Source organism: Actinomadura barringtoniae (assembly GCF_017573505.1).
Lineage (GTDB): Bacteria > Actinomycetota > Actinomycetes > Streptosporangiales > Streptosporangiaceae > Spirillospora > Spirillospora barringtoniae.
Genome location: NZ_JAGEOJ010000004.1, coordinates 340,832 through 359,599, shown reverse-complemented (window position 1 = coordinate 359,599; position 18,768 = coordinate 340,832). Strand labels below are relative to the sequence as shown.

The 18,768-nt window shown below is 70.2% G+C and carries 20 protein-coding genes; 13 read left to right on the top strand and 7 right to left on the bottom strand.

Going from position 1 to position 18,768, the window contains the following annotated elements; all coding sequences use genetic code 11:
- Positions 1 to 47: 47 nt before the first annotated feature.
- From J4573_RS11575 to J4573_RS11560, 4 genes are all read right to left on the bottom strand, one after another.
- The gene (locus J4573_RS11575; RefSeq protein ID WP_208255363.1) at positions 48 to 722 is read right to left on the bottom strand and encodes a hypothetical protein; all 675 of its coding nucleotides are present in this window, start codon (positions 720 to 722) and stop codon (positions 48 to 50) included.
- A 113-nt stretch (positions 723 to 835) separates the two neighbouring features.
- Positions 836 to 1,993 carry an AI-2E family transporter gene (locus J4573_RS11570; protein ID WP_208255362.1) on the bottom strand — a complete coding sequence of 386 codons (1,158 nt, stop codon included), beginning with the start codon at positions 1,991 to 1,993 and terminating at the stop codon, positions 836 to 838.
- 179 nt (positions 1,994 to 2,172) lie between these two features.
- Positions 2,173 to 3,018 (bottom strand): GNAT family N-acetyltransferase, encoded by an 846-nt coding sequence (locus tag J4573_RS11565; RefSeq protein ID WP_208255361.1) that lies wholly within the window; start codon positions 3,016 to 3,018, stop codon positions 2,173 to 2,175.
- A gap of 82 nt (positions 3,019 to 3,100) precedes the next feature.
- Positions 3,101 to 4,381: a serine hydrolase domain-containing protein gene (locus J4573_RS11560; protein WP_208255360.1), complete on the bottom strand. Its 1,281-nt coding sequence runs from the start codon at positions 4,379 to 4,381 to the stop codon at positions 3,101 to 3,103.
- 238 nt (positions 4,382 to 4,619) lie between these two features.
- On the opposite strand from J4573_RS11560, the gene J4573_RS11555 reads away from it, so the two are divergent.
- From J4573_RS11555 to J4573_RS11525, 7 genes are all read left to right on the top strand, one after another.
- Entirely contained in the window at positions 4,620 to 6,188 is a 1,569-nt protein-coding gene (locus J4573_RS11555) for an ABC transporter substrate-binding protein (protein ID WP_208255359.1), read from the top strand.
- Between the two features lies 1 nt (position 6,189).
- Positions 6,190 to 7,284: an ABC transporter permease gene (locus J4573_RS11550; protein ID WP_307796596.1), complete on the top strand. Its 1,095-nt coding sequence runs from the start codon at positions 6,190 to 6,192 to the stop codon at positions 7,282 to 7,284.
- Positions 7,281 to 8,177, top strand: coding sequence for an ABC transporter permease (locus J4573_RS11545; protein WP_243772821.1), 897 nt, complete (start codon positions 7,281 to 7,283; stop codon positions 8,175 to 8,177). Before J4573_RS11550 ends, J4573_RS11545 begins: the two co-directional genes overlap by 4 nt.
- On the top strand, positions 8,174 to 8,932 hold the full coding sequence (locus tag J4573_RS11540; RefSeq protein ID WP_208255358.1) for an ABC transporter ATP-binding protein: 759 nt from the start codon (positions 8,174 to 8,176) through the stop codon (positions 8,930 to 8,932). The genes J4573_RS11545 and J4573_RS11540 overlap by 4 nt, the downstream gene beginning before the upstream one ends.
- Positions 8,929 to 9,834 carry an ABC transporter ATP-binding protein gene (locus J4573_RS11535; RefSeq protein WP_208255357.1) on the top strand — a complete coding sequence of 302 codons (906 nt, stop codon included), beginning with the start codon at positions 8,929 to 8,931 and terminating at the stop codon, positions 9,832 to 9,834. Before J4573_RS11540 ends, J4573_RS11535 begins: the two co-directional genes overlap by 4 nt.
- A 100-nt stretch (positions 9,835 to 9,934) precedes the next feature.
- The gene (locus tag J4573_RS11530; RefSeq protein ID WP_208255356.1) at positions 9,935 to 10,666 is read left to right on the top strand and encodes a S1 family peptidase; all 732 of its coding nucleotides are present in this window, start codon (positions 9,935 to 9,937) and stop codon (positions 10,664 to 10,666) included.
- 136 nt (positions 10,667 to 10,802) lie between these two features.
- On the top strand, positions 10,803 to 11,180 hold the full coding sequence (locus J4573_RS11525; protein WP_208255355.1) for a hypothetical protein: 378 nt from the start codon (positions 10,803 to 10,805) through the stop codon (positions 11,178 to 11,180).
- 89 nt (positions 11,181 to 11,269) lie between these two features.
- Here J4573_RS11525 and J4573_RS11520 read toward each other — a convergent pair whose 3' ends face one another.
- Together J4573_RS11520 and J4573_RS11515 are read right to left on the bottom strand one after the other, a co-directional pair.
- On the bottom strand, positions 11,270 to 11,803 hold the full coding sequence (locus tag J4573_RS11520; protein WP_208255354.1) for a hypothetical protein: 534 nt from the start codon (positions 11,801 to 11,803) through the stop codon (positions 11,270 to 11,272).
- Between the two features lie 54 nt (positions 11,804 to 11,857).
- On the bottom strand, positions 11,858 to 12,508 hold the full coding sequence (locus J4573_RS11515; protein WP_208255353.1) for an ATP-binding protein: 651 nt from the start codon (positions 12,506 to 12,508) through the stop codon (positions 11,858 to 11,860).
- A gap of 234 nt (positions 12,509 to 12,742) precedes the next feature.
- Here J4573_RS11515 and J4573_RS11510 point away from each other — a divergent pair, with 234 nt between their 5' ends.
- From J4573_RS11510 to J4573_RS11495, 4 genes are all read left to right on the top strand, one after another.
- Complete coding sequence (locus J4573_RS11510; RefSeq protein ID WP_208255352.1) at positions 12,743 to 13,609, top strand: DUF5753 domain-containing protein; 867 nt, start codon at positions 12,743 to 12,745, stop codon at positions 13,607 to 13,609.
- Positions 13,596 to 13,937 (top strand): DUF397 domain-containing protein, encoded by a 342-nt coding sequence (locus J4573_RS11505; protein WP_208255351.1) that lies wholly within the window; start codon positions 13,596 to 13,598, stop codon positions 13,935 to 13,937. Before J4573_RS11510 ends, J4573_RS11505 begins: the two co-directional genes overlap by 14 nt.
- Before the next feature lie 97 nt (positions 13,938 to 14,034).
- The gene (locus J4573_RS11500; RefSeq protein ID WP_208255350.1) at positions 14,035 to 14,862 is read left to right on the top strand and encodes an SAM-dependent methyltransferase; all 828 of its coding nucleotides are present in this window, start codon (positions 14,035 to 14,037) and stop codon (positions 14,860 to 14,862) included.
- Positions 14,863 to 14,901: 39 nt separating this feature from the next.
- The gene (locus J4573_RS11495; RefSeq protein ID WP_243772893.1) at positions 14,902 to 15,762 is read left to right on the top strand and encodes an amidohydrolase family protein; all 861 of its coding nucleotides are present in this window, start codon (positions 14,902 to 14,904) and stop codon (positions 15,760 to 15,762) included.
- A 10-nt stretch (positions 15,763 to 15,772) separates the two neighbouring features.
- Here J4573_RS11495 and J4573_RS11490 read toward each other — a convergent pair whose 3' ends face one another.
- Positions 15,773 to 16,543: an SDR family NAD(P)-dependent oxidoreductase gene (locus J4573_RS11490; protein WP_208255348.1), complete on the bottom strand. Its 771-nt coding sequence runs from the start codon at positions 16,541 to 16,543 to the stop codon at positions 15,773 to 15,775.
- 119 nt (positions 16,544 to 16,662) lie between these two features.
- On the opposite strand from J4573_RS11490, the gene J4573_RS11485 reads away from it, so the two are divergent.
- Both J4573_RS11485 and J4573_RS11480 read left to right on the top strand, forming a co-directional pair.
- Positions 16,663 to 17,268 carry a TetR/AcrR family transcriptional regulator gene (locus tag J4573_RS11485; protein WP_208255347.1) on the top strand — a complete coding sequence of 202 codons (606 nt, stop codon included), beginning with the start codon at positions 16,663 to 16,665 and terminating at the stop codon, positions 17,266 to 17,268.
- A gap of 77 nt (positions 17,269 to 17,345) precedes the next feature.
- Positions 17,346 to 18,764 carry a S8/S53 family peptidase gene (locus J4573_RS11480; RefSeq protein WP_208255346.1) on the top strand — a complete coding sequence of 473 codons (1,419 nt, stop codon included), beginning with the start codon at positions 17,346 to 17,348 and terminating at the stop codon, positions 18,762 to 18,764.
- The last annotated feature ends 4 nt before the right edge of the window (positions 18,765 to 18,768 follow it).

Genomic DNA, 18,768 nt, shown 5'->3' with positions numbered 1-18,768 from the left:
CCCACGTGTCGGCGCCCCCCGAAGTGTTACCGCCTCCGACGAAAGTCTCAGTTGAGCGCGGCGTAGATGTCGCGGGCGGAGCTTAGGACGGCCGCTTCGGCGGTTCGCTGGTCGACCGCGCCGGTGAGATGTCGATGGGAATCGATGTGGTAGCCGTCATAGGTCACCTCAAGCGTGGCATTTCCCCAGTTCGTGCGGAGCTCGGCGGTGCCGTTGTCGGCGGAGTAGTCGGTGCGGTAGGTGATGTAGGCCCAGTCGCCGAGCCCGCGAACTTGGCGCGCGTCCGTCAGATGGCGGTCGTTGCCGCGAGCGGACTGCAGGAGCTCCTGCTTTGGAGTGGGGAACTGCCGCAGGAGTGGTGTGACGGAGAGGTCGGCGTGGAGGCTGGCGTAAAGGCGACCATGGTCTTTCACGCTCTCGGGCGGCTCCCAGTAGGCGCTGCGGTGCAAGGCGCCGTTCGGCAGCTGGGTGTTGTACTGCGCGTCGGCCGTGCAATGCGCGGACGGTACGTACGGCGCGACCGTCGCGGGCTTGACCAGACCGCAGCCCGGGGGGACACGGGTGAACTTTCGAGGTTGCGCCGCGGCGTGGTGGTCGCTCCGCAGTCCGATGGTCACTGCGACGCCCAGCCCTGCCAGGAGGAGGACGGCGATCGCCCCCACGATCAGCCAGCCTCGTCGCGCTTTGGGGATGGGCTGTTGGTGAGCAGGGCTTTCGGGCATCGGTTCCGATCCTCACAGGGGATCCGTCGATCGTGTGGGGGCTCCACGGTGCCAGAGCGGCGGCCGGCGTGTCGATCAGATGGCTCGGATCGGGGGCGTTGTCCGGGTCGAGCTCAGTCGGCCGGCTCCGGATCGGGCGCGAGGGTGCCGGTTGTGCCGGGAACGGGCTCGGGTTCGGGTTCGGCGGGGGCGAGGTCCGATGAATCGCGTAGTGCGGGCAAGGCTCGGTAGAGCACGGCCACCACCGGGACTGCGACGGCCGCTCCCGGGATGCCGCCGAGCACTCCGCCGACGGTGATCGAGACGATGACCGCCAGCGGATGCAGCCGTACCCAGCGACCGACGACGAGCGGCTGGAGCAGGTGGCTCTCCAGCTGGTGCTCGACCACGAGGACGATCAGGAAGATCAGCGCGGCGGTCCCGCCCTTGGCCCCGAACGTCACGGCGACGGCCAGGCCGCCGCCGACCAGGATGCCCACGATGGGGATGAAGCTGCCCAGGAAGACGATGAGCGCCAGGGGCGCGACCAGCGGGACGCCGAGGATCGCCAGTGCGAGGGCGAGGATCACGGCGTGGATGGCCGCGACCATGACGGTGCCGCGAACGTACTGCGACAGGGTCTCCCATCCGGCCCTGCCCGCCTGGTCGACCCGGCGGCGGTAACGGCCCATGCCGCTGATCGCCCAGTTCCAGATCTGCGCGCCGTCCTTCAGCAGGAAGAACGTCACGAAGAGCATGAAGAGGAAGCCCACGATGACCTCGGCGGCCATCGTGCTCGCCTGAACGGCGGTGCTGGCCAGCTGCCCGCGCCGCTTCTCCAGGTAGCTGACGCCGTCGTCGAGGGAGTTCTGCAACTGGGAGTGCTTGACGTGCAGAGGCCCGTTCTCCAGCCAGTGCTGAAGCTGCCGGGAGGTGACCTGGACCTCCGAGACCAGCTTGGGGAACTCCTCGTTGGCCTGGATGCCGACGTAGGTCCCGATGCCGCCCACCACGCCGAGTGCGACCAGCAGGGTCACCCACGTCGCGACGAGGGGCGGCAGCCCTTTTCGTTCGAGCCTGGCGGCCAGCGGACGCAGGAGGGCGCACAGGAACAGTGCGATCGCGCAGGGCAGGAACACGATCTTCAACGCGCCGACGATCCACACCACGCCGTAGACGACGACGCCGATCGCCACCAGCCGCCAGGCCCAGGCGGCGATCACCGCCACCGTCGCCGGAACGGCATGACCTGGTGCCGGCCGCGCCTCCGCGGCACTTCGATCTTCGGTCACCGTTGAACCTCTCCTCGGCGGGTGCGCACGGCGGCAGGGGGATGCCGATCGTGGTCGCGGCGAGGGGCTTCCCGCCTTATGGCCGGTTACTCCTCGGGCTGTGCCGCGATTGGTCCTAAGACTTGCACGCGTGCGGGAGAGCGCCGGTTCTGCGGTGAATCCCGAAGACCCGAGGTGCGTCAGCGGCCGGGCTTGCGTTCGATGAGGTAGCGGCCGTCGCGGGTGAAGCCGGTGACGGCCGCGCCGTCGGCGAAGAGGGCCTTGAGGGTGTCGCCCAGCGCCGAGCGCCAGGCGAGCGCGGCCTGCGGACGCTCGATGCGCAGGGCCTCGATGTCGGGCGGGATCCGGACGGTGAGGCGGGCGCCGTCGAACGAGCCGACGACGGGCAGCCCGGCCGCGTCGGCGTCGAGTGCCGCCGTGGCGTCCGGGGGCGGCGTCGCGTGGTGGGGCCGCCGGACGCAGGCCGCGGCGACGGCTGGGTCGGTCAGGTCCCAGCCGACCAGCAGCCGGTCGGACTCCTGCCCCTGGTTGACGCCGTCGTCCATGGCGCCGTAGAAGTCCGGCAGGTACTGCTCGGGGACCGCGCCCAGCTTGGCGAGGTTGAAGTAGGCGTTGCGGCTGACCAGCGGGTCGTACGTCCAGGTCACCTTGGTGATGGCGCGTTCGAGCGACCAGGCCCGCTGGTGGACCTTCAGCGCGAACCCGACCTCCCGGCCACGGGCCCGGCCGTCGACGCCCGCCAGGTGCGAGTGCAGCCCGGCCGCCGCGAGGAAGCCGATGCACACGCCGACCATCTCGTCGGCCTCGTACGCCCCGAAGACGTAGGAGCCCGAATGCTGGAATCCCCGCAGCAGCGCCATGGTCATCAGCGGGTTGCCCGCCTGCGGCCGCCACACGCGGTCGGTCAGGTCGCAGGCGGTACGCAGCTCCGTCTCCGCCGTCAGCTCCCTGATCACCACTCGCGATCGCCGCTGGGCCAGGTCGGACGCCGCTGCGGCGGCCTCGACGAGGTCGCTCACGCTCATGCCGCCGTCTCCGTTCGTGGTGGTACGCGGCCCTCCACCTCCGCCGGGCTCCCGGCGGAGGTGGAGGGCCGCCGTGAGTGGGTCAGAAGAGTTGCGACGGGCGGACCGCCGAGGGCGCGCTCGTCTGCTTCGCGCTGGAGGTCGAGGTGGGGGTGGAGGCGGGGCAGAAGGCGGCCTGCATCACGTTGTTGGAGATGCCGCCCTGGTCGACCCAGTCGCCGTTGATGGCGGTGCTGGCCATCTTCGATCCGTCGCGCAGGCCCATCGACCACGACAGCGAACCGTGGATCGTGCCGCCGTGCCCCCACACCTGCACGCCGCAGGGCAGCTTCTGGGTGATCAGGCCGAGCCCGTAGCCGGTGTTCGGGATCCAGTTCACGGTCGGCACGGCCGTGAACATCTCCTTCTGCTGGGCGGGAGCCAGCAGGCGGCCGCGGAGCAGGGCGGTGTAGAAGCGGTTGATGTCGCCGGACGTGGAGACCATGTCTCCCGCCGTACCGGCCCAGCTGGGGTTCATGTCGCTCACGTCGTAGACGGGCGCGGCGGGGTCGGGCAGCTCCAGCTTGGAGTAGGCCTTCCCGTGCGGCCCGAAGATGCTCGTGGTCTGACCGGCCACGTAGGTGCTGGTCAGGCCGAGTGGAACGATGATCCGCCGGGTCACCTCGTCGGCGAGCGGACGTCCCGACACCTTCCTGGCGATCATTCCGGCGAGGATGTAGTTGGTGTTGGAGTAGGCCCAGGACGTTCCGGGCGCGAAGTCGGGCGCGTGGGTCATCGCCACCTGGACGAGCTGCTCGGGCTGGTAGGCGTCGAAGCGGTGCTTGAGGTAGGCCGGGCCGGTCAGCTTGTCCAGCATCTGCTGGTCGTTGGTGTAGTTGAAGATGCCGCTGGTGTGGTTGAGCAACTGCCGTACGGTGATCTTGCTTCCGTCGTGCCCGTTGCCCTTCACCACGCCCGGCAGCCACTTCTCGACGGTGTCGTTCAGGCTGAGCCGTCCCTCGCCCACCATCTGCAGCAGGACCGTCGAGGTGAACGACTTGGTCATGCTGCCGATCCGGTAGCGGTCCAAGGGCTGCTGCCTGCGCCCGGTCGCGGTGTCGGCGACGCCGGCGGAGCCGAACCAGTCGGCGTTGCCGTCCTGGACCTCGGCGATGATGCCCGGCGCGCCTCCCTCGCTCACCGCCTGGTCGAGCACGCGCTGGACGGCGTCGTTCTTCGTCGAGGACGTGGCCGTCGAGGGCGTGGCCTGCGTGGCCGGGGATGCCGCCGCGGCCGGTGACGCGGTCAGCGCCGCGGTCGTGACCGCGGTCGCTGCGCTGACCGCGATGCTCGTGAGGAGGACGGTTCTGGAACGTCGGAACATGGGGGGTTCCTTCCGTGGCGAGGCCGGCACGCGAGTGCCGCCGAACGGTGCCTGCGGGAGATCGACATCGTCCCCACTCGCGGCGCGCCCCGACTAAGGACCGCCGCACGAAATCGCGCCCGCCGATTGGTGTCCCCGCACGAACCGGCGCGCGGTTGGTGCCGCCGACGAATCCAAGGCCGCCCGTTCGTTCGGCGCTCCGAAGATGCGCCAGGTCACCCGGCCTAGGGTTCCCGCCATGACGCCCCGTACGAGATTCACAGCGCTGCTGCTCGCCGGTGCTCTGGCCATGGCCGCCTGCTCCGACGGCGGCTCACGGTCCAGGCCGGCCGGTGACACGACACTGGTCATCGACACCTCCTTCGACCTCAAGACGGCCGACCCGGGACGGATGTACGAGACGACCGGGATGTTCGTCGACAAGGCCCTGTACGACACGCTGCTCACCTTCGACGGCGCCGACGTGACCAAGCCGGTGCCGGCGCTGGCCGAGTCGTACGACCTGTCGGGCGACGGCAAGGTGCTGACGCTCAAGCTCCGTTCCGGCGCCAAGTTCAGCGACGGCACCCCGCTCACCGCCGACGACGTGGTCTTCTCGCTGGACCGCGTGCGCGACATGAAGGGCACCCCGTCGTTCCTGCTGGACGGCGTGAAGGTGGCCAAGACCGACGACACCACGATCACGCTGACGTCCAAGGTGCCCAACCCGGCGCTGCCGTACATCCTGCCGAACCCCGTGCTCGGCATCCTCAACAGCAAGGTCGCCAAGGCGCACGGAGCGACGACCGACCCCAAGGACCAGGCCGAGAAGTACCTGAACTCGGCGTCGGCCGGGTCGGGGCCGTACACGCTGGAGTCCCTGAACGTCAGCAACCAGGTGGTGCTGCGGGCGAACCCGAACTACTACGGCACCAAGCCCGCGTACGCCAAGGTCGTGATCCGCAACGTCGCGGCGGCGACGCAGAAGCTCAACGTGCAGCGCGGCGACAGCCAGATCGCGCTGAACCTGTCGGGCGACCAGGTCAAGACGATGCCCGGCGGCCTGCACGTGACCAAGACCGCGTCGGCGAACGTGATCTACCTGCACGCCACCCGGAACGAGGCGGTCAGCAAGACCACGCCTAACCCCAAGTTCGTGGAGGCGGTGCGCAAGGGCGTCGACTACTCGGGACTGCTGGAGCTGGCCGGCGCGGGGGCGGTGCAGGCCCCGGGCCTGATCCCCTCGCAGCTGGTCGGCGCGCTCCCGCAGCAGCAGGCGGCCAAGCGGGACGTGGCCGGTGCCAAGGCGGCGCTGGCGGCGAGCGGGCTGGTGAACCCGACGGTGAAGCTGGAGTACCCGAGCGAGCTCACCGTCAACGGCCTGTCCTTCCAGCCGCTGGCCGAACGCATCCAGGCCAACCTCAAGGAGGTCGGCATCACCGTCGACCTCGCGCCCACCCCCATCACCACCGCGGCGGACAACTACCGCACCGGCAAGGAGGAGATGGGCCTCTGGTACTGGGGTCCCGACTATCCCGACCCCAGCGACTACCTGGTGTTCCTGCCCGGCAAGTCGGTCGGCACGCGCGTCGGCTGGAAGACGGGCGCGGACAAGGACGTGGAGAACGCGGGGGAGAAGGCCGCCACCGCGGTCGGCGACGACGCGCGCAGGCAGGCCTACACCGACATGCAGACCAAGCTGAACGCCTCGGGCCCGTTCATCCCGCTCATCCAGCCCAGCCAGAACATCGTGGCGGCCGCGTCGGTGACCGGCCTGCAGTACCACCCGGTGTGGACCATCGACATCGCCGACCTCGGTGTGAAGTGACGTGGCGTCCTCCCTGCGGATCAACTCACCTGGCCGCCTCCGGCGGAGCGGCCCGCTGGACCGCCTGCGGCGCGGCAGCCCGCTCGTCAGGTTCCTCGTCCGGCGGATCCTCATCGCGGTCCTGCTGGTCTGGGGCATCACGCTGGTGACGTTCGTGCTGACGAACCTGGTGCCGGGCGATCCGGTGGCGGCGAACCTGGGCCAGCGGGCGGTCGCCGACCCGGCGATCGTGGCGCAGTGGCGGGCCGACCACGGGCTCGACAAGCCGCTGCCGCAGCAGTATGTCCTGCACCTGGAGTCGCTGCTGCACGGCGACCTGGGCACGAGCCAGCAGTCGCACCGGCCGGTCGGCGACGACCTGGCCGAGTTCGTGCCGGCGACGCTGGAGCTGGCGGGCGCGGCGATCACGGTGTCGCTGGTCCTGGGCGTGGTGTTCGGCCTGATCGCGGCGCTGCGCCGGGACCGCCTGCCGGACCACGTGCTGCGGATGCTGAGCCTGGTCGGCATCTCGGTGCCGACGTTCTGGCTGGCGCTCGTGGCGTTCTACGTCTTCTTCTACCGGCTGCAGATCACGCCGGGCAGCGGCCGCGTCGATCCCGGCCTCGGCGCGCCGGAGTCGATCACCGGGCTGTACACGGTGGACGCGGCGCTGACCGGCCGGTGGGACATCTTCGTCAGCGCGGTCGGCCACCTGCTCACGCCCGCCCTGGTGCTGTCGCTCTACACGATCGCGCTGCTGACCCGCTTCACGCGTAGCGCCGTTCTGGAGGTGCTCGGCCAGGACCACGTCCGCGCGGGCCGGGCCAAGGGACTGCCCCGGCGGGTGATCCTCAGGAGCTACGTGCTGCGCTCCGCGCTGGTGCCGATCATCACGGTGGCCGGGCTGGCGTTCGGCAGCCTCCTGTCGGGCACCGTCCTGGTCGAGTCGATCTTCGCGTGGCCGGGCGTCGGCCAGTACGCCTACAAGAGCGCGACCACCCTCGACCTGCCCGCCATCATGGGCGTCGGCCTGGTCGTGGGCGTCGTCTACCTGGTCATCAACCTGATCGTGGACGTCCTGTACGGCGTCATCGACCCCCGAGTGAGGTTGCGATGAGGCGGCTTGCCGCGGTGAGACCGCCGCGTGCGGTGGAACGGCGAGGTGTGGTGGGACGGCTGCCCGAGGCGTGGCGGCGGCCGCTCGCCATCGCCGGCGGGACGATCGCGCTCGCCTGGCTGGTGGTCGCCCTCGCCGCGCCGCTGCTGGCGCCGCACGATCCGCTCGCCCAGGACCTGCCCCGCCTCGCCGAGCCGGGTCCCGGGCACTGGTTCGGCACCGACCAGCTCGGCCGCGACATCCTCAGCCGGATCCTGTACGGCGCTCGCGTGTCGCTGCCGCTCACGCTGCTCCTGGTCGTCCTGTCGGTGCTGATCGGCGGGCTCCTCGGCGCCGTCGCCGGGTACTTCGGCCGGTGGGCGGACGAGGCGATCATGCGGACGGCCGACCTCGTCTTCGCGTTCCCGACGATCATCCTGGCGATGGTCGTGGCCGCCGCGCTGGGCGCGAGCCTGGGCAACGCCGTGCTGGCCGTGCTCGTGGTGGCCTGGGCGTCGTACGCGCGGGTCAGCCGCGGCCTGGTGCTGGGCGTGCGCAACCAGGAGTACGTGCTCAGCGGGCGGCTGCTCGGCTTCTCGACCTGGCGCTCGCTGCGGGTGGACGTGCTGCCGAACGTGACAGGCCCGATCCTCGTGCTGGCCACGCTCGACATGGGCACGGCGCTGCTCCTGCTGTCCGGCCTGTCGTTCCTCGGACTGGGCGCCAAGCCGCCGTCGGCGGAGTGGGGGGCGATGGTCGCGTCGGGCGTGGAGGTGTTCGACAGCTGGTGGGTGGCGACGTTCCCCGGGCTGGCGATCCTCACCGTCGTGCTGGCGTTCAACTTCCTCGGCGACACGCTGCGCGACGCCCTCGATCCCCGTACCGCCCGCGCCATCAAGGAGCGTGCGCTGTGACCTTCACGATCACCGATCTGCGCGTGACGATCCGGGGGAACGAGATCCTGCGCGGCGTCGACCTCGGCCTGCGGAAGGGGCAGGTGCACGGGATCGCCGGCGAGAGCGGGTCGGGCAAGACCATGACGGGCCTCGCCGTCCTGGGGCTGCTGCCGTCCGGCGCCGTGGCGAGCGGCCGCGTCGAACTCGAAGGGCGTGACCTGCTCGGGCTCCCGGACAAGGAGCTCAACCGGGTGCGCGGCAACGAGATCGCCATGGTCTTCCAGGACCCGGCCACCAGCCTGCATCCCATGCTCAGCGTCGGGCGGCAGCTGACCGAGCACATGCGCGGGCACCTGGGCCTAGGCCGGGCGGAGGCGCGCGAACGCGCCGTCGAGCTGCTGGCCAAGGTCCGCATCCCCGGCCCGGCGGAGGCGCTGACGCGCTACCCGCACCAGTTCTCGGGCGGCATGCGCCAGCGCATCGCCATCGCGGTGGCGCTGGCCTGCGACCCGCAGGTGCTCATCGCCGACGAGCCCACCACCGCGCTCGACGTGACCGTGCAGGCCGGGATCCTGCGGCTGCTGCGCGGACTCTGCGACGACCTGGGGCTGGGCGTCCTGCTCATCACCCACGACCTGGGTGTCATGTCCGCGATCGCCGACCAGGTGAGCGTGATGCGCTCCGGCCTGGTCGTGGAGTCCGGCAGCCGGGACACCGTGCTGCGCGAGCCCGCCCATCCCTACACCCGTTCGCTGCTGGAGGCCCTGCCGTGACCCTGCTCAGCATCGAGGACCTCGTCGTCGAGCACCGGACCCCCGGGCGGCCCGCCGTCACGGCGGTCGCGGGCGCCGGCCTCACGGTCGCCAAGGGCGAGGTCGTCGGCCTGGTCGGCGAGTCGGGGTGCGGCAAGTCGACGCTGGCCCGCGCCGTCTGCGGGCTGCACCCGGCGGCGAGCGGGTCCATCACGTTCGACGGCCGCCCGGTCACCCCGCTCGGCCTGCGGCGCAGGACCCTGACCGGCATCCAGATGGTCTTCCAGGACCCCTACGCCTCGCTGAACCCGCGGCGCCGCGTCGGCGACCAGATCGCCGACGGCCTGCGCGTGTCCGGCGACCCCGCGACCCCGGCCGACCTGCTGGAACGCGTCGGACTGCCGCGTTCGTTCGCGGGCCGGCATCCGCACGAGTTCTCCGGCGGCCAGCGCCAGCGCATCGCCATCGCCCGCGCGCTCGCCGCGCGGCCCGGCCTGCTGATCGGTGACGAGCCCATCTCCTCGCTGGACGCCTCCGCCCAGTCCCAGGTCGCCACGCTCATGCGCGACCTGGCCGTGGACGCGGGCGCGGGCCTGCTGTTCATCAGCCACGACCTGTCGGTGGTCAGGCTGATCGCCGACCGGATCGCGGTGATGTACCTCGGCAAGATCGTCGAAACGGGGGAGACCGGCGCCGTCTGGAACGCGCCGCAACACCCGTACACCCAGGCCCTCCTGCGCGCCATCCCGCACCCCGACGGCCTCGGCACCCTGCCCGCCGAACTCCCCGGCGACGTCCCCGACCCGGCCGACCCGCCGCCCGGGTGCCGCTTCCACCCCCGCTGCCCGGACGCGATGGATGTCTGCCGCCTCAAGGAGCCCGACTTCGGGCCGGCCGCCTGCTGGCTCCACGCCCCCACATGATCCGAGGGATAGATAACTGCGCGTAACCGGAAACTTCTTGATCTCGCGGCGCATCTACACCACCAGTAAGGCCAAGCCCGCGAGAGAGGAGCTGTTCCGGATGGTGCGTCGCGCTCATGTGCTGTCGGTGTCCGCGTTGGTGCTGGTGACGGGCTCGGTGATGGCGGCAGGCCCGGCCTCGGCCGTCATCGGCGGGTCGAAGAGCACCTACGGGCCATGGGCGGTGCGCATGCTCATCGACGGCAAACCGGTGTGCACCGGAACGGCGGTCACCAAGCAGTGGGTCATCAGCGCCTCGCACTGCTTCTTCGAGCAGGGGCAGGCGGTCGCCGACAAGCGGATCTCCTTCCGCGTCGGCAACCTCGACATGCGCAAGGGCGCCACGGTCCGCCCGGTGGGCAAGCGGGCGGGGAACGCGCGCGCCGACATGATGCTCATCAAGGTCTCGCCGATGAAGGTCCACCCGGCGCGCCTGTCCAAGGTCCACGTCCGCCCCGGTCAGCTCGTACGGCAGTTCGGGTGGGGCGCGACCTGCACCAAGGACGAGAACACCTGCCAGTCGCCCGTGCTCAAGCAGGCGAGACTGCGGGTCGTGCGTTCGAACGCTCCCCGCTGCCGGGGCTTCGCCGAGCCGGGCGGCACGGACTTCTGCATGGAGAAGGTGACCGGCGTCCCCGCAGGCGGCGACTCCGGAGCGCCCGTGATGAGCATCGGCGCGCACGGCAAGGAGACCCTCGTCGGCGTCTTCTACGGCTCGGACCGGGAGAAGATGGCCGGTGCCGGGGAGATTGCCAAGCAGCTCGCCTGGATCAACAAGGTCACCAAGCGCTGACCCGGACCGCTCCGTATGAGGCCCATCCCTGCGCAGGGATGGGCCTCATCGCATGCTCGGACATCCCCCCGCTTCGACCTGCGCCGGTCGGCACGGCATGATGGCCTGGTCCTTGATCATTTAGGAGGAATGTTCGATGCGTCGAGCAATGATCGTTACCGTCGCGGCCGGTGCCGCCCTCGCCGCCGCCGTCCCGGTGGCGAACGCGTCCCAGGTGCACGCGACCAAGGCCTGGACCATCGGCGGCCCGGTCGGCTCCAAGGCGTGGGGCTCCGCGTCCAGGTCCGGGAGCAACGTCAAGGTGGTCGTCAACCTCAAGGCTCGCAAGGGCGCCGGCTGGAAGACCACGCTCTACCTGAAGGCCCAGCACGGCAGCGGCCAGTTCTACGCCTACAACGGCAAGACCGAGCGGGACATGCGCGGGAGCCTGCACGGCACCAAGGTCAGCGGCCGGATCTGCGTCAGCCACCGGGGACTGCACACCACCTGCGGCTCCTGGAAGCGCATCTACTGACGGCCCGGCCAGGGCCGGGCCCGGACATCACGCTCCGGGCTCGGCCTCGGGTGGCTGAGCCGAGCTGAGCCGACTCGTGTGAGAGCGGGTCAGGCGGTCTCGTCGAGGCCCAGGGTGATGTCGGAGAAATGCTCGCACCAGGTGACGAAAGCCGCGGGGAAGCGGCATTGCAGGCAGGGCAGCCGGGCGTCGCTGGGGTCGTTCATGACGCAGCCTCTGCGCAGAGCGTTCATCAGGTGGTAGGCCTGCGCGAGCGGGAGCATCTCGGTCCTGGCCGGTGGCCGCCGCTGCACCAGGTGCTGCCCGATCATGGTCAGGCGCGTTCCCAGGTAGGCGGCGGCGACGTCGCCCGGCACGGCGAACAGAAGCCGGCCCGCGGCGCTGACGCGATCGCCGTGACGGGCCGGGTTCGGCGCGCATTCCAGGAGACGCGCGGCCTCGCGCAGTCGATCGGTGCCGAGCCGCTCGGGCACGTCCTCGGCACCGCGACGATCATTGAGGACCGGCGCCAGCCCGTGCACCGTCGCCTCGGCGAGCCGGGCGTAGGACACTGCGAGTTCGGCGCACCTGTCGCGGTGGGCTTCGCGGGCATCTTTGCCGCAGTCGCATTGCGAGCCGTCCACGGCGATCCCTCCTCGTTCGGCGTTCGTTGTCGGGAAACTTGCTCTGGGGCCGGGCTACGACTCCACCTCGGGCTCGGGAGCGCCGGGCAGGAGCCAGCGGGCGTTGACGGACTTGCCGCCCGCCGGGCACGGGTGAACGTCCAGGTCGTCCGCCAGCGCGGCGATGATCACCAGGCCGCGGCCGCTGGTGGCGAGATAATCGTCGGGGCATTGCGTGGGCACTCCCGCGCCCGGATCCCAGACGCCGGCGGACAACGCTCCGGCGGCTCGCGTCATCTGGAACACCAGGGCCTCGAGCGGCGTGGGGGAGTGCGGGTGGTCCTCGTCGTGCGCGGCGATGCCGCGGACCTCTTTCACGGCGTTGGTGACCAGCTCGCTCACCACCAGACAGACATCGTCGGCCATCGTCTCCAGCCGCCAGTGCGTGAGCCGTTCGGCCGCGAACCTGCGCGCCGTGGCCACCGAGGGCGGCTGCGCGGGCAACGACAGGCACGCCCGTTCGGCCGTCGCGTCGAACGGGAACAGGCGCGCCGCGCGCTCGTCCACGCCCGCACCCGCGTCCGTGACCGCACCGGCCCGCGCATTGATCGATGCGGGTGCGGACGCGGGTGCGGCGGCCAGGGTTCCCTCCGAGATCACCGCGCCGGGTGTGCCGGCGGCAGGCAACGTCATCGTGTCCACCACACCTGACCGAGACGAGTTCATGACGCGGACTCCTGGAGATGTCGGTCGTCGAGCGCGGGAACGATGATCTGCCGTCGTGGTTGACAGGTGGGCGGAACGGCCCTGACTGCCACGGCCAACCGTCCTATGTGGCACACACCGTGTCAAGAACTTCATGTGAATTAACATCGCGAAAAACACTCAAGGGTGGCGAACGCTCCCCGAGGCACAGAATGTAAGTTGCATTGTGTGCGTCATGAAGGGTAGACACGGAGCATGACCCCTGAATCGGGGCCGGTCCTGTCGGGCTGGCTATTGGGCGACCAGCTCACCAAGTTGCGTGAGGCCGCCGGCCACACGGTCGCCGCCGCGGCCAAGGAGCTCGGCGTTCACCAGCTGACGTTGCGGCGGTGGGAGAACGCCGAGGTCACGCCCAACCTGCTGTCCCTACGGGGAGTGTGCTCCCTCTATGAGGTCCCCGACGACCAGCGGGCCGAGCTGGAGCGGCTGCGGGAACGTGCGGCCGAGCCGGGCTGGTGGAACAAGACCGGCAAGTGGCCCGACGCCACCGCCGAGCTGCTCGGCATGGAGATCGCCGCGATCCGGATCCGTGCCTGGGACCTGGCGGCCGTCCCCGGGCTGCTGCAGACACCAGAGTACGCGCGCCTGATCATTCAGGCCGTCGAGCCCAACAACTCGCCCGCCGTCGTCGACGCTGGCGTGAACCTGCGCATGCAGCGTCAGGAGAAGGTGCTGGTCGACGGCCGGGTCCGCGAGGCGACGTTCATGATGGACGAGATGGCGCTGGCGCGCATGCCCGGCGGCGCCGCCGTCCGCCGCGCACAGATCGCACGGCTGCTGGCTCCGCCCGAGCCGGTGTCGATCCAGGTCATCCCCTTCACCGCGGGCCCGCATCCGGGCCTCGGCTCGTTCTTCATGTGCGACTTCGACTCCGACGTCATCCCCGCCGGCGTGTTCGTCGAAGGCTCGATCACCGGTCGCAGCCGCGTCGACACCGGCGAGGACGTCGCGCAGTACGAGCAGGCCTGGTCCTGGCTGCAGGCCAAGGCCTTCTCGGCCAAGGACACCAACGAATTCCTGCACGGCTGGTTGGAAAGCGTGCGCGACGATGACCAGCAGTGAGGCCCCCGGGTCGCGGCCGGCGTTGACGGCCGCGGACGGGGACGACGTGCCGGCGCCGCCAAGGCGCGCGGGGCGGAACTTCTGGCGATTGGGGGAGTGGCGCAAGTCCCGCCGGTCCACCGGCGCGTCCGGGAACTGCGTCGAGATCGCCCCCGGTTTCGCTGTCTCCGGCCCCGAGACCGGCGCGCCTTCCTTCATCGCCATTCGCGATTCGAAGAATCCCGACGCAGGTATGCTGACGCTCAATCCCAGCGCATGGCGACAGCTGCGGAATGAGGTGCACGACAACCGCTACGACCTGACTCCGCGCGATCGCAAACCGCGCTAGGGTCATCGCGTCACACGGCTCACCTGAGCATCAGTTACATACCTCAGGCTTGGGCATCTGGCATCTTCCCCGCCATCTACAAGCCGACAGGACGGACATGGAGAAGTCACGCACGCGCACTTCCAATGTCGACCCCAACGTCCCCTCATCGGGTCGGATCTACGACTTTCTGTTGAACGGCCGGGACCACTATCCCGCCGACAAGGCGGCTGCGCGCAAGGTCTTGGAACGGGTGCCCGAGGCGCATTACATGGCGCACGCGAACCGGGTCTTCCTGCAGCGCGCGGCGGGCCGGATCGCCCGCGCGGGAGTGCGGCAGTTCATCGACATCGGGTCCGGCATTCCCACCGCCTGGAACACCCACGAGGTCGTGCAGGTCGTCGACCCGCAGGCCCGCGTGGTCTACGTCGACAACGACCCTGTGGTCCTGGAGATGTCGCAGGAGATCCTGAGCCGCAACGGCGAGTCCAACGCCGTCTACGTCGACGCCGACGTCCGCGAACCCGACTCGATCCTGACCAATCCGGCGGTCCGCGACCTGATCGACTTCGATCAGCCCGTCGGGTACATGCACATCGCGATCTGGCATTTCGCCGCCGACGAATACGACCCCTGGGGCCTGGTCACCCGCTACCTGGACGCCGTCCCATCGGGCAGCTATCTGGCTCTTTCACATGTCACCTCGGACGACCAGAAGCCCGATAAGGTCCAGCGTTTCAAGGACGTCTACGCCAACACCCCGTCCGGCGTGCATTTCCGTACCCGCGAAGAAATCAACCGTTTCTTCACCGGCCTGGAATTCCTGCCGCCCTACGAAGGCGCCGAACCGGCTCTTTCGTTCGTCGACAAATGGGGCAGCAAGAACCCCAACGTGGTCGACCCCTCCCACACCTGGCTACCGTGCGGAGTAGCCCGCAAACCCTGACCCGCCCAAGCCCCGGGCGCCCATCTTCAAGGAGTGGCGATGGACGAGGTTCAGATCGTCGATGCCCACGTTCACCTCTGGGAGCCGGGCGCCCGGGACTGGTATCCGGACCTGCACGCCTACGCGGCGCATCTGGGTAAGCCGGTGCTGCTCGAACGTCATCTGCTCGCCGACTACCTCGCGCATCAGCCGTCGGTCGGCGTGGCCGGGATCGTGCACGTGTCGGCGACCACCGCCCCGCATGCGTATCTCGACGAGGCGCGGTGGCTGGAGGGTGAGCTCGGCTCGGAGCCGGTGGCGTCGGTGACCATCGGCACGGTCGACCCCGAGCTGCCGGTCGGTGAGCTGGTCGCTCACCTGGACCGGCAGGCGCAGAGTCCGCGGTTCCGTGGGATCCGGGTCTTCGGTGGGCTCAAGCCGGGGTCCGCCGCCTGCGATGCGATTCTGTCGTGGCTGGCGGAGCGGGGACTGGTCTTCGACCTGGTCGCCGATCCGGGGACGTTGTCCACGTGGGTGCGGACCTTGGAGGCGTTCCCCGATCTGAGTGTGGTGCTTGAGCATCTGGGGTCCCCTGGAGATGTCAGCCCGGAGGGGCGGGCTCGCTGGGCTGACGAGATGGGTGAGGCTGCCCGTGCTACGGACTGGTTGTGCAAGTTCTCGGGTCTGGGCATGGTGCTGAGCGAGTTCGACAGGGACTCGGTACGCCCTTGGCTGGAAGCCGCGGTTGACGCCTGGGGATGGGATCGTCTGCTGTTCGGCTCCAACATGCCGATGGACGCGATGACGGTCAGCCATGAGGGGTTGCTCGACACCGTGGTCGGGCTGGTGACCTCGACGGGGACCACCTCGGAAGGCCGCCGGTTCTTCTCTGAGAACGCCCGGCAGGTCTACACGTTGTGAGGCCTGGTGACTAGGCGGCGATGACGGCTACTCCCGTTCTGCCACCGTCGATGTCGACGACGGTGCCGTGGACGAAGGCGGCTTCGTCGCTGGCCAGCCAGACCGCGGCGTGGGCGATGGCGTCAGGTGTGCCGACGCCGCCTGCCGGGGTGCCCTTCATCATGACCTCGCCGGGATGGGGTTCGCCGCCCTCCGGGGTCGGAGGCAGGATGACGCCGGGGGAGACGGCGTTGACGCGTACGCCCAGTGGGCCGAACTCGGCTGCCCATGCCCGGGTGAGGGTTTCCATGGCTCCCTTGGTCGAGCTGTAGAGCGCGCCGACGGGGACGCCCAGGCGGGCGATCCAGGAGCCGAGGTTGATGACGACCCCGCCGCCGGACTCGGCCATGGCGGGCACGACCGCGGCGGTGAGGAAGAACGGGGCCTTCACGTTCACGCCGTAGACCTGGTCGAAGGTGTCCTCGTCGGTCGTGGTGGTGTCGGGGGCGGGGTAGACGCCGGCGTTGTTCACCAGGATGTCGATCCGGCCGCCCAGGGTCTGGCGGGCTCGTTCGGCCAGGTCCTGGGAGGCCTGCTTGCTGCCGTCCAGGTCGGCGGCCAGGAAGTCGGCCTGGCCGCCGGAGGCTCGGATCGCTTCGATGACCCGCTCGCCTCGTTCCCGGTTGCGGCCGGACACGATGACGTGAGCCCCCTCGGCGGCGAACGCCTCCGCGATCGCCTGGCCGATGTTGCTGGTCGATCCGGTGACCAGCGCCGTCTTGCTCCGCAGTCGCCCACTCATGGCGCGCCTCCCTCGTCTCGCGGGTGTGGCGACCACTATGCGTCGGCGAAAATGGACCGGCAAGTCCAAAGTGGTCGTAGGCTGGACCCGTTGGTCCAGTGCCGGGGAGGGGAGTCGGGATGCCGGACGTGCTGACCGCCAAGGGGCGCGCCACGCGGGCCCGCATCATCGAGGGCGCGGCCGAGGTGCTGCGCGACCTGGGCGTCGCGTTCGCCACGCTCGACGACATCCGCAGCCGCACGCGCACCAGCAAGAGCCAGCTGTTCCACTACTTCCCCAACGGGAAGGACGAACTGCTTCTGGCGGTGGCTCAGTTCGAGGCGGACCGCGTTCTGGAGGACCAGCAGCCGCATCTGGGGCGGCTGGACTCGTGGGAGTCGTGGCGCCGGTGGCGGGACGTGGTGGTCGAACGCTACGAACGCCAGGGCGATCATTGTCCGCTGGGATCGCTGTTCCTCCAGGTCGGGCGCTCCACGCCGGGCGCGCGGGCGATCGTGGGCGAGTTGATGCGGCAATGGCAGCAGCACCTCGCCGAGGGCATGCGCGCCCTTCAGAGCAACGGTCTGACGTCGCCGAGTCTGGACGTTGAACGGACGTCCGCCGCACTTCTGGCGGGCATTCAGGGTGGCGTGACCATCCTCATGGCCACCGGCGACTCCACCCATCTGAAAGCGGCCCTCGACAACGGCATCGACCACCTGCGCACCGCGACCGCGCAGCTCTGACCGGCCGGAATAGCCCGGCGGCGTTCCATGTATCGCCGTGTCACTGGGATTTCATCGGTGATCCCTAATTTCCTCTCATGCATACAAGAGGTCTCATGGTCGCCGCGGCTGCTGCGGCCGTCGTCGCGGGCGCCGCCGCGCTGGTGCCGGGCATAGATGGGGGACACGCGTCCCGGGCCGGGTTCACCGCCGCGGAGGGCGACAGTCCCGCTGCCATCCGGCAGTCGGTGCTGAACGGCACCGCGCTGAGCCGCCACAGGCTCGTCAACAACTGCACCACCAAGAGTGGCAAGAAGACCTACCACCTCGGCTGCGACTCCTCGCTGATGGCGTCGCGTACCGACCCGAACAAGCCCCTGGTCACGTCGGAGCCGGCGGCTCTCGGGCCCGCGGACTTCGCGCGGGCGTTCCACCTGCCCGCGAGCGGAGGCCGCCGCGGAACGATCGGGATCATCGACTTCGGCGGGATCTCGACGGTGGACGCCGACCTCGCGGTGTACCGCAAGACCTACGGCCTGCCCGCCTGCACTGCCGCCAGCGGCTGCCTGAAGGTGGTCGGCAGGGACGGCGGAGCGCCGCCCGCACCGTCCAAGCTGCCGGTGCTGAGCACGATCGAGCAGGCGCTCGGGCTGGAGACGACGCTGGACGTCCAGCTGGCCTCGGCGGCCTGTCCGGGTTGCAAGATCGTCCTGGTTCAGCTGCCGGTGGACCTGGTGGCCATGGGCGCCCAGTACGCGGGCTTCCCGGCGCCGCTGGCGACCGCGCTGGCGGACGGCACGGACACCGCGATCAAGAAGGGCGCGAACGCGGTGTCGATGAGCTACATCCTGGCCAACGGCTTCCAGCCGGGCATCGCGACCGGCGACATCGGGCGGCGGCTGCGTCATCCGGGCGTCGCGGTCGTCGCCTCGTCCGGCGACCACGGCTACGTGGCGCGCAAGACCTCCGATCAGACCTGGCCGCAGGAGCTGCCGTGGGTGGTCTCGGTCGGCGGCGTCGAGCTGACCTCCCGCGACGGCGGCGCCACGTTCGCCAAGCGCGCCTGGGGCAAGGTCGAGGGCGACAAGGCCTGGTGGGGCGCGGCGAGCCTGTGCTCGACGACGCTGCCGCCCGCCAACGGGCAGCCCGCGCGGATCTCGAAGCTGTGCGCAGGGCACCGCGCCAGCAGCGACGTCTCCGCGGCCTCCACCGGCTTGGCGATCTACGACGGCTTCGGCTACGTGGGCGGCGGAACGGGCTGGGGCGTCGCGCTCGGCACCAGCGGCTCCGCCCCGTACATCGCCGGCCTGTACGCGCGGACCGGCACCGCCAAGGTGAACGGCCCGAACACCCTCTACCGGGCCCCGCGCGGCGCCATCGAGGACGTCACGACCGGCTCCAGCATGCAGAACGGCGCGACGGGCTGCGCCGACTCCCCGCCCGCGCTGTGCGTGGCCGGTCAGGGCTGGGACGGCCCGACCGGGCTCGGCGTGCCGAACGGCCTGCGCGCCTTCTGACCCG

Coding starts and splice junctions, on each gene's coding strand:
- J4573_RS11575 (WP_208255363.1), bottom strand. CDS start 722: ATGCCCGAAAGCCCTGCTCACCAACAGCCCATCCCCAAAGCGCGACGA.
- J4573_RS11565 (WP_208255361.1), bottom strand. CDS start 3,018: ATGAGCGTGAGCGACCTCGTCGAGGCCGCCGCAGCGGCGTCCGACCTG.
- J4573_RS11560 (WP_208255360.1), bottom strand. CDS start 4,381: ATGTTCCGACGTTCCAGAACCGTCCTCCTCACGAGCATCGCGGTCAGC.
- J4573_RS11555 (WP_208255359.1), top strand. CDS start 4,620: ATGACGCCCCGTACGAGATTCACAGCGCTGCTGCTCGCCGGTGCTCTG.
- J4573_RS11545 (WP_243772821.1), top strand. CDS start 7,281: ATGAGGCGGCTTGCCGCGGTGAGACCGCCGCGTGCGGTGGAACGGCGA.
- J4573_RS11530 (WP_208255356.1), top strand. CDS start 9,935: ATGGTGCGTCGCGCTCATGTGCTGTCGGTGTCCGCGTTGGTGCTGGTG.
- J4573_RS11525 (WP_208255355.1), top strand. CDS start 10,803: ATGCGTCGAGCAATGATCGTTACCGTCGCGGCCGGTGCCGCCCTCGCC.
- J4573_RS11515 (WP_208255353.1), bottom strand. CDS start 12,508: ATGAACTCGTCTCGGTCAGGTGTGGTGGACACGATGACGTTGCCTGCC.
- J4573_RS11510 (WP_208255352.1), top strand. CDS start 12,743: ATGACCCCTGAATCGGGGCCGGTCCTGTCGGGCTGGCTATTGGGCGAC.
- J4573_RS11505 (WP_208255351.1), top strand. CDS start 13,596: ATGACCAGCAGTGAGGCCCCCGGGTCGCGGCCGGCGTTGACGGCCGCG.
- J4573_RS11500 (WP_208255350.1), top strand. CDS start 14,035: ATGGAGAAGTCACGCACGCGCACTTCCAATGTCGACCCCAACGTCCCC.
- J4573_RS11495 (WP_243772893.1), top strand. CDS start 14,902: ATGGACGAGGTTCAGATCGTCGATGCCCACGTTCACCTCTGGGAGCCG.
- J4573_RS11490 (WP_208255348.1), bottom strand. CDS start 16,543: ATGAGTGGGCGACTGCGGAGCAAGACGGCGCTGGTCACCGGATCGACC.
- J4573_RS11485 (WP_208255347.1), top strand. CDS start 16,663: ATGCCGGACGTGCTGACCGCCAAGGGGCGCGCCACGCGGGCCCGCATC.
- J4573_RS11480 (WP_208255346.1), top strand. CDS start 17,346: ATGCATACAAGAGGTCTCATGGTCGCCGCGGCTGCTGCGGCCGTCGTC.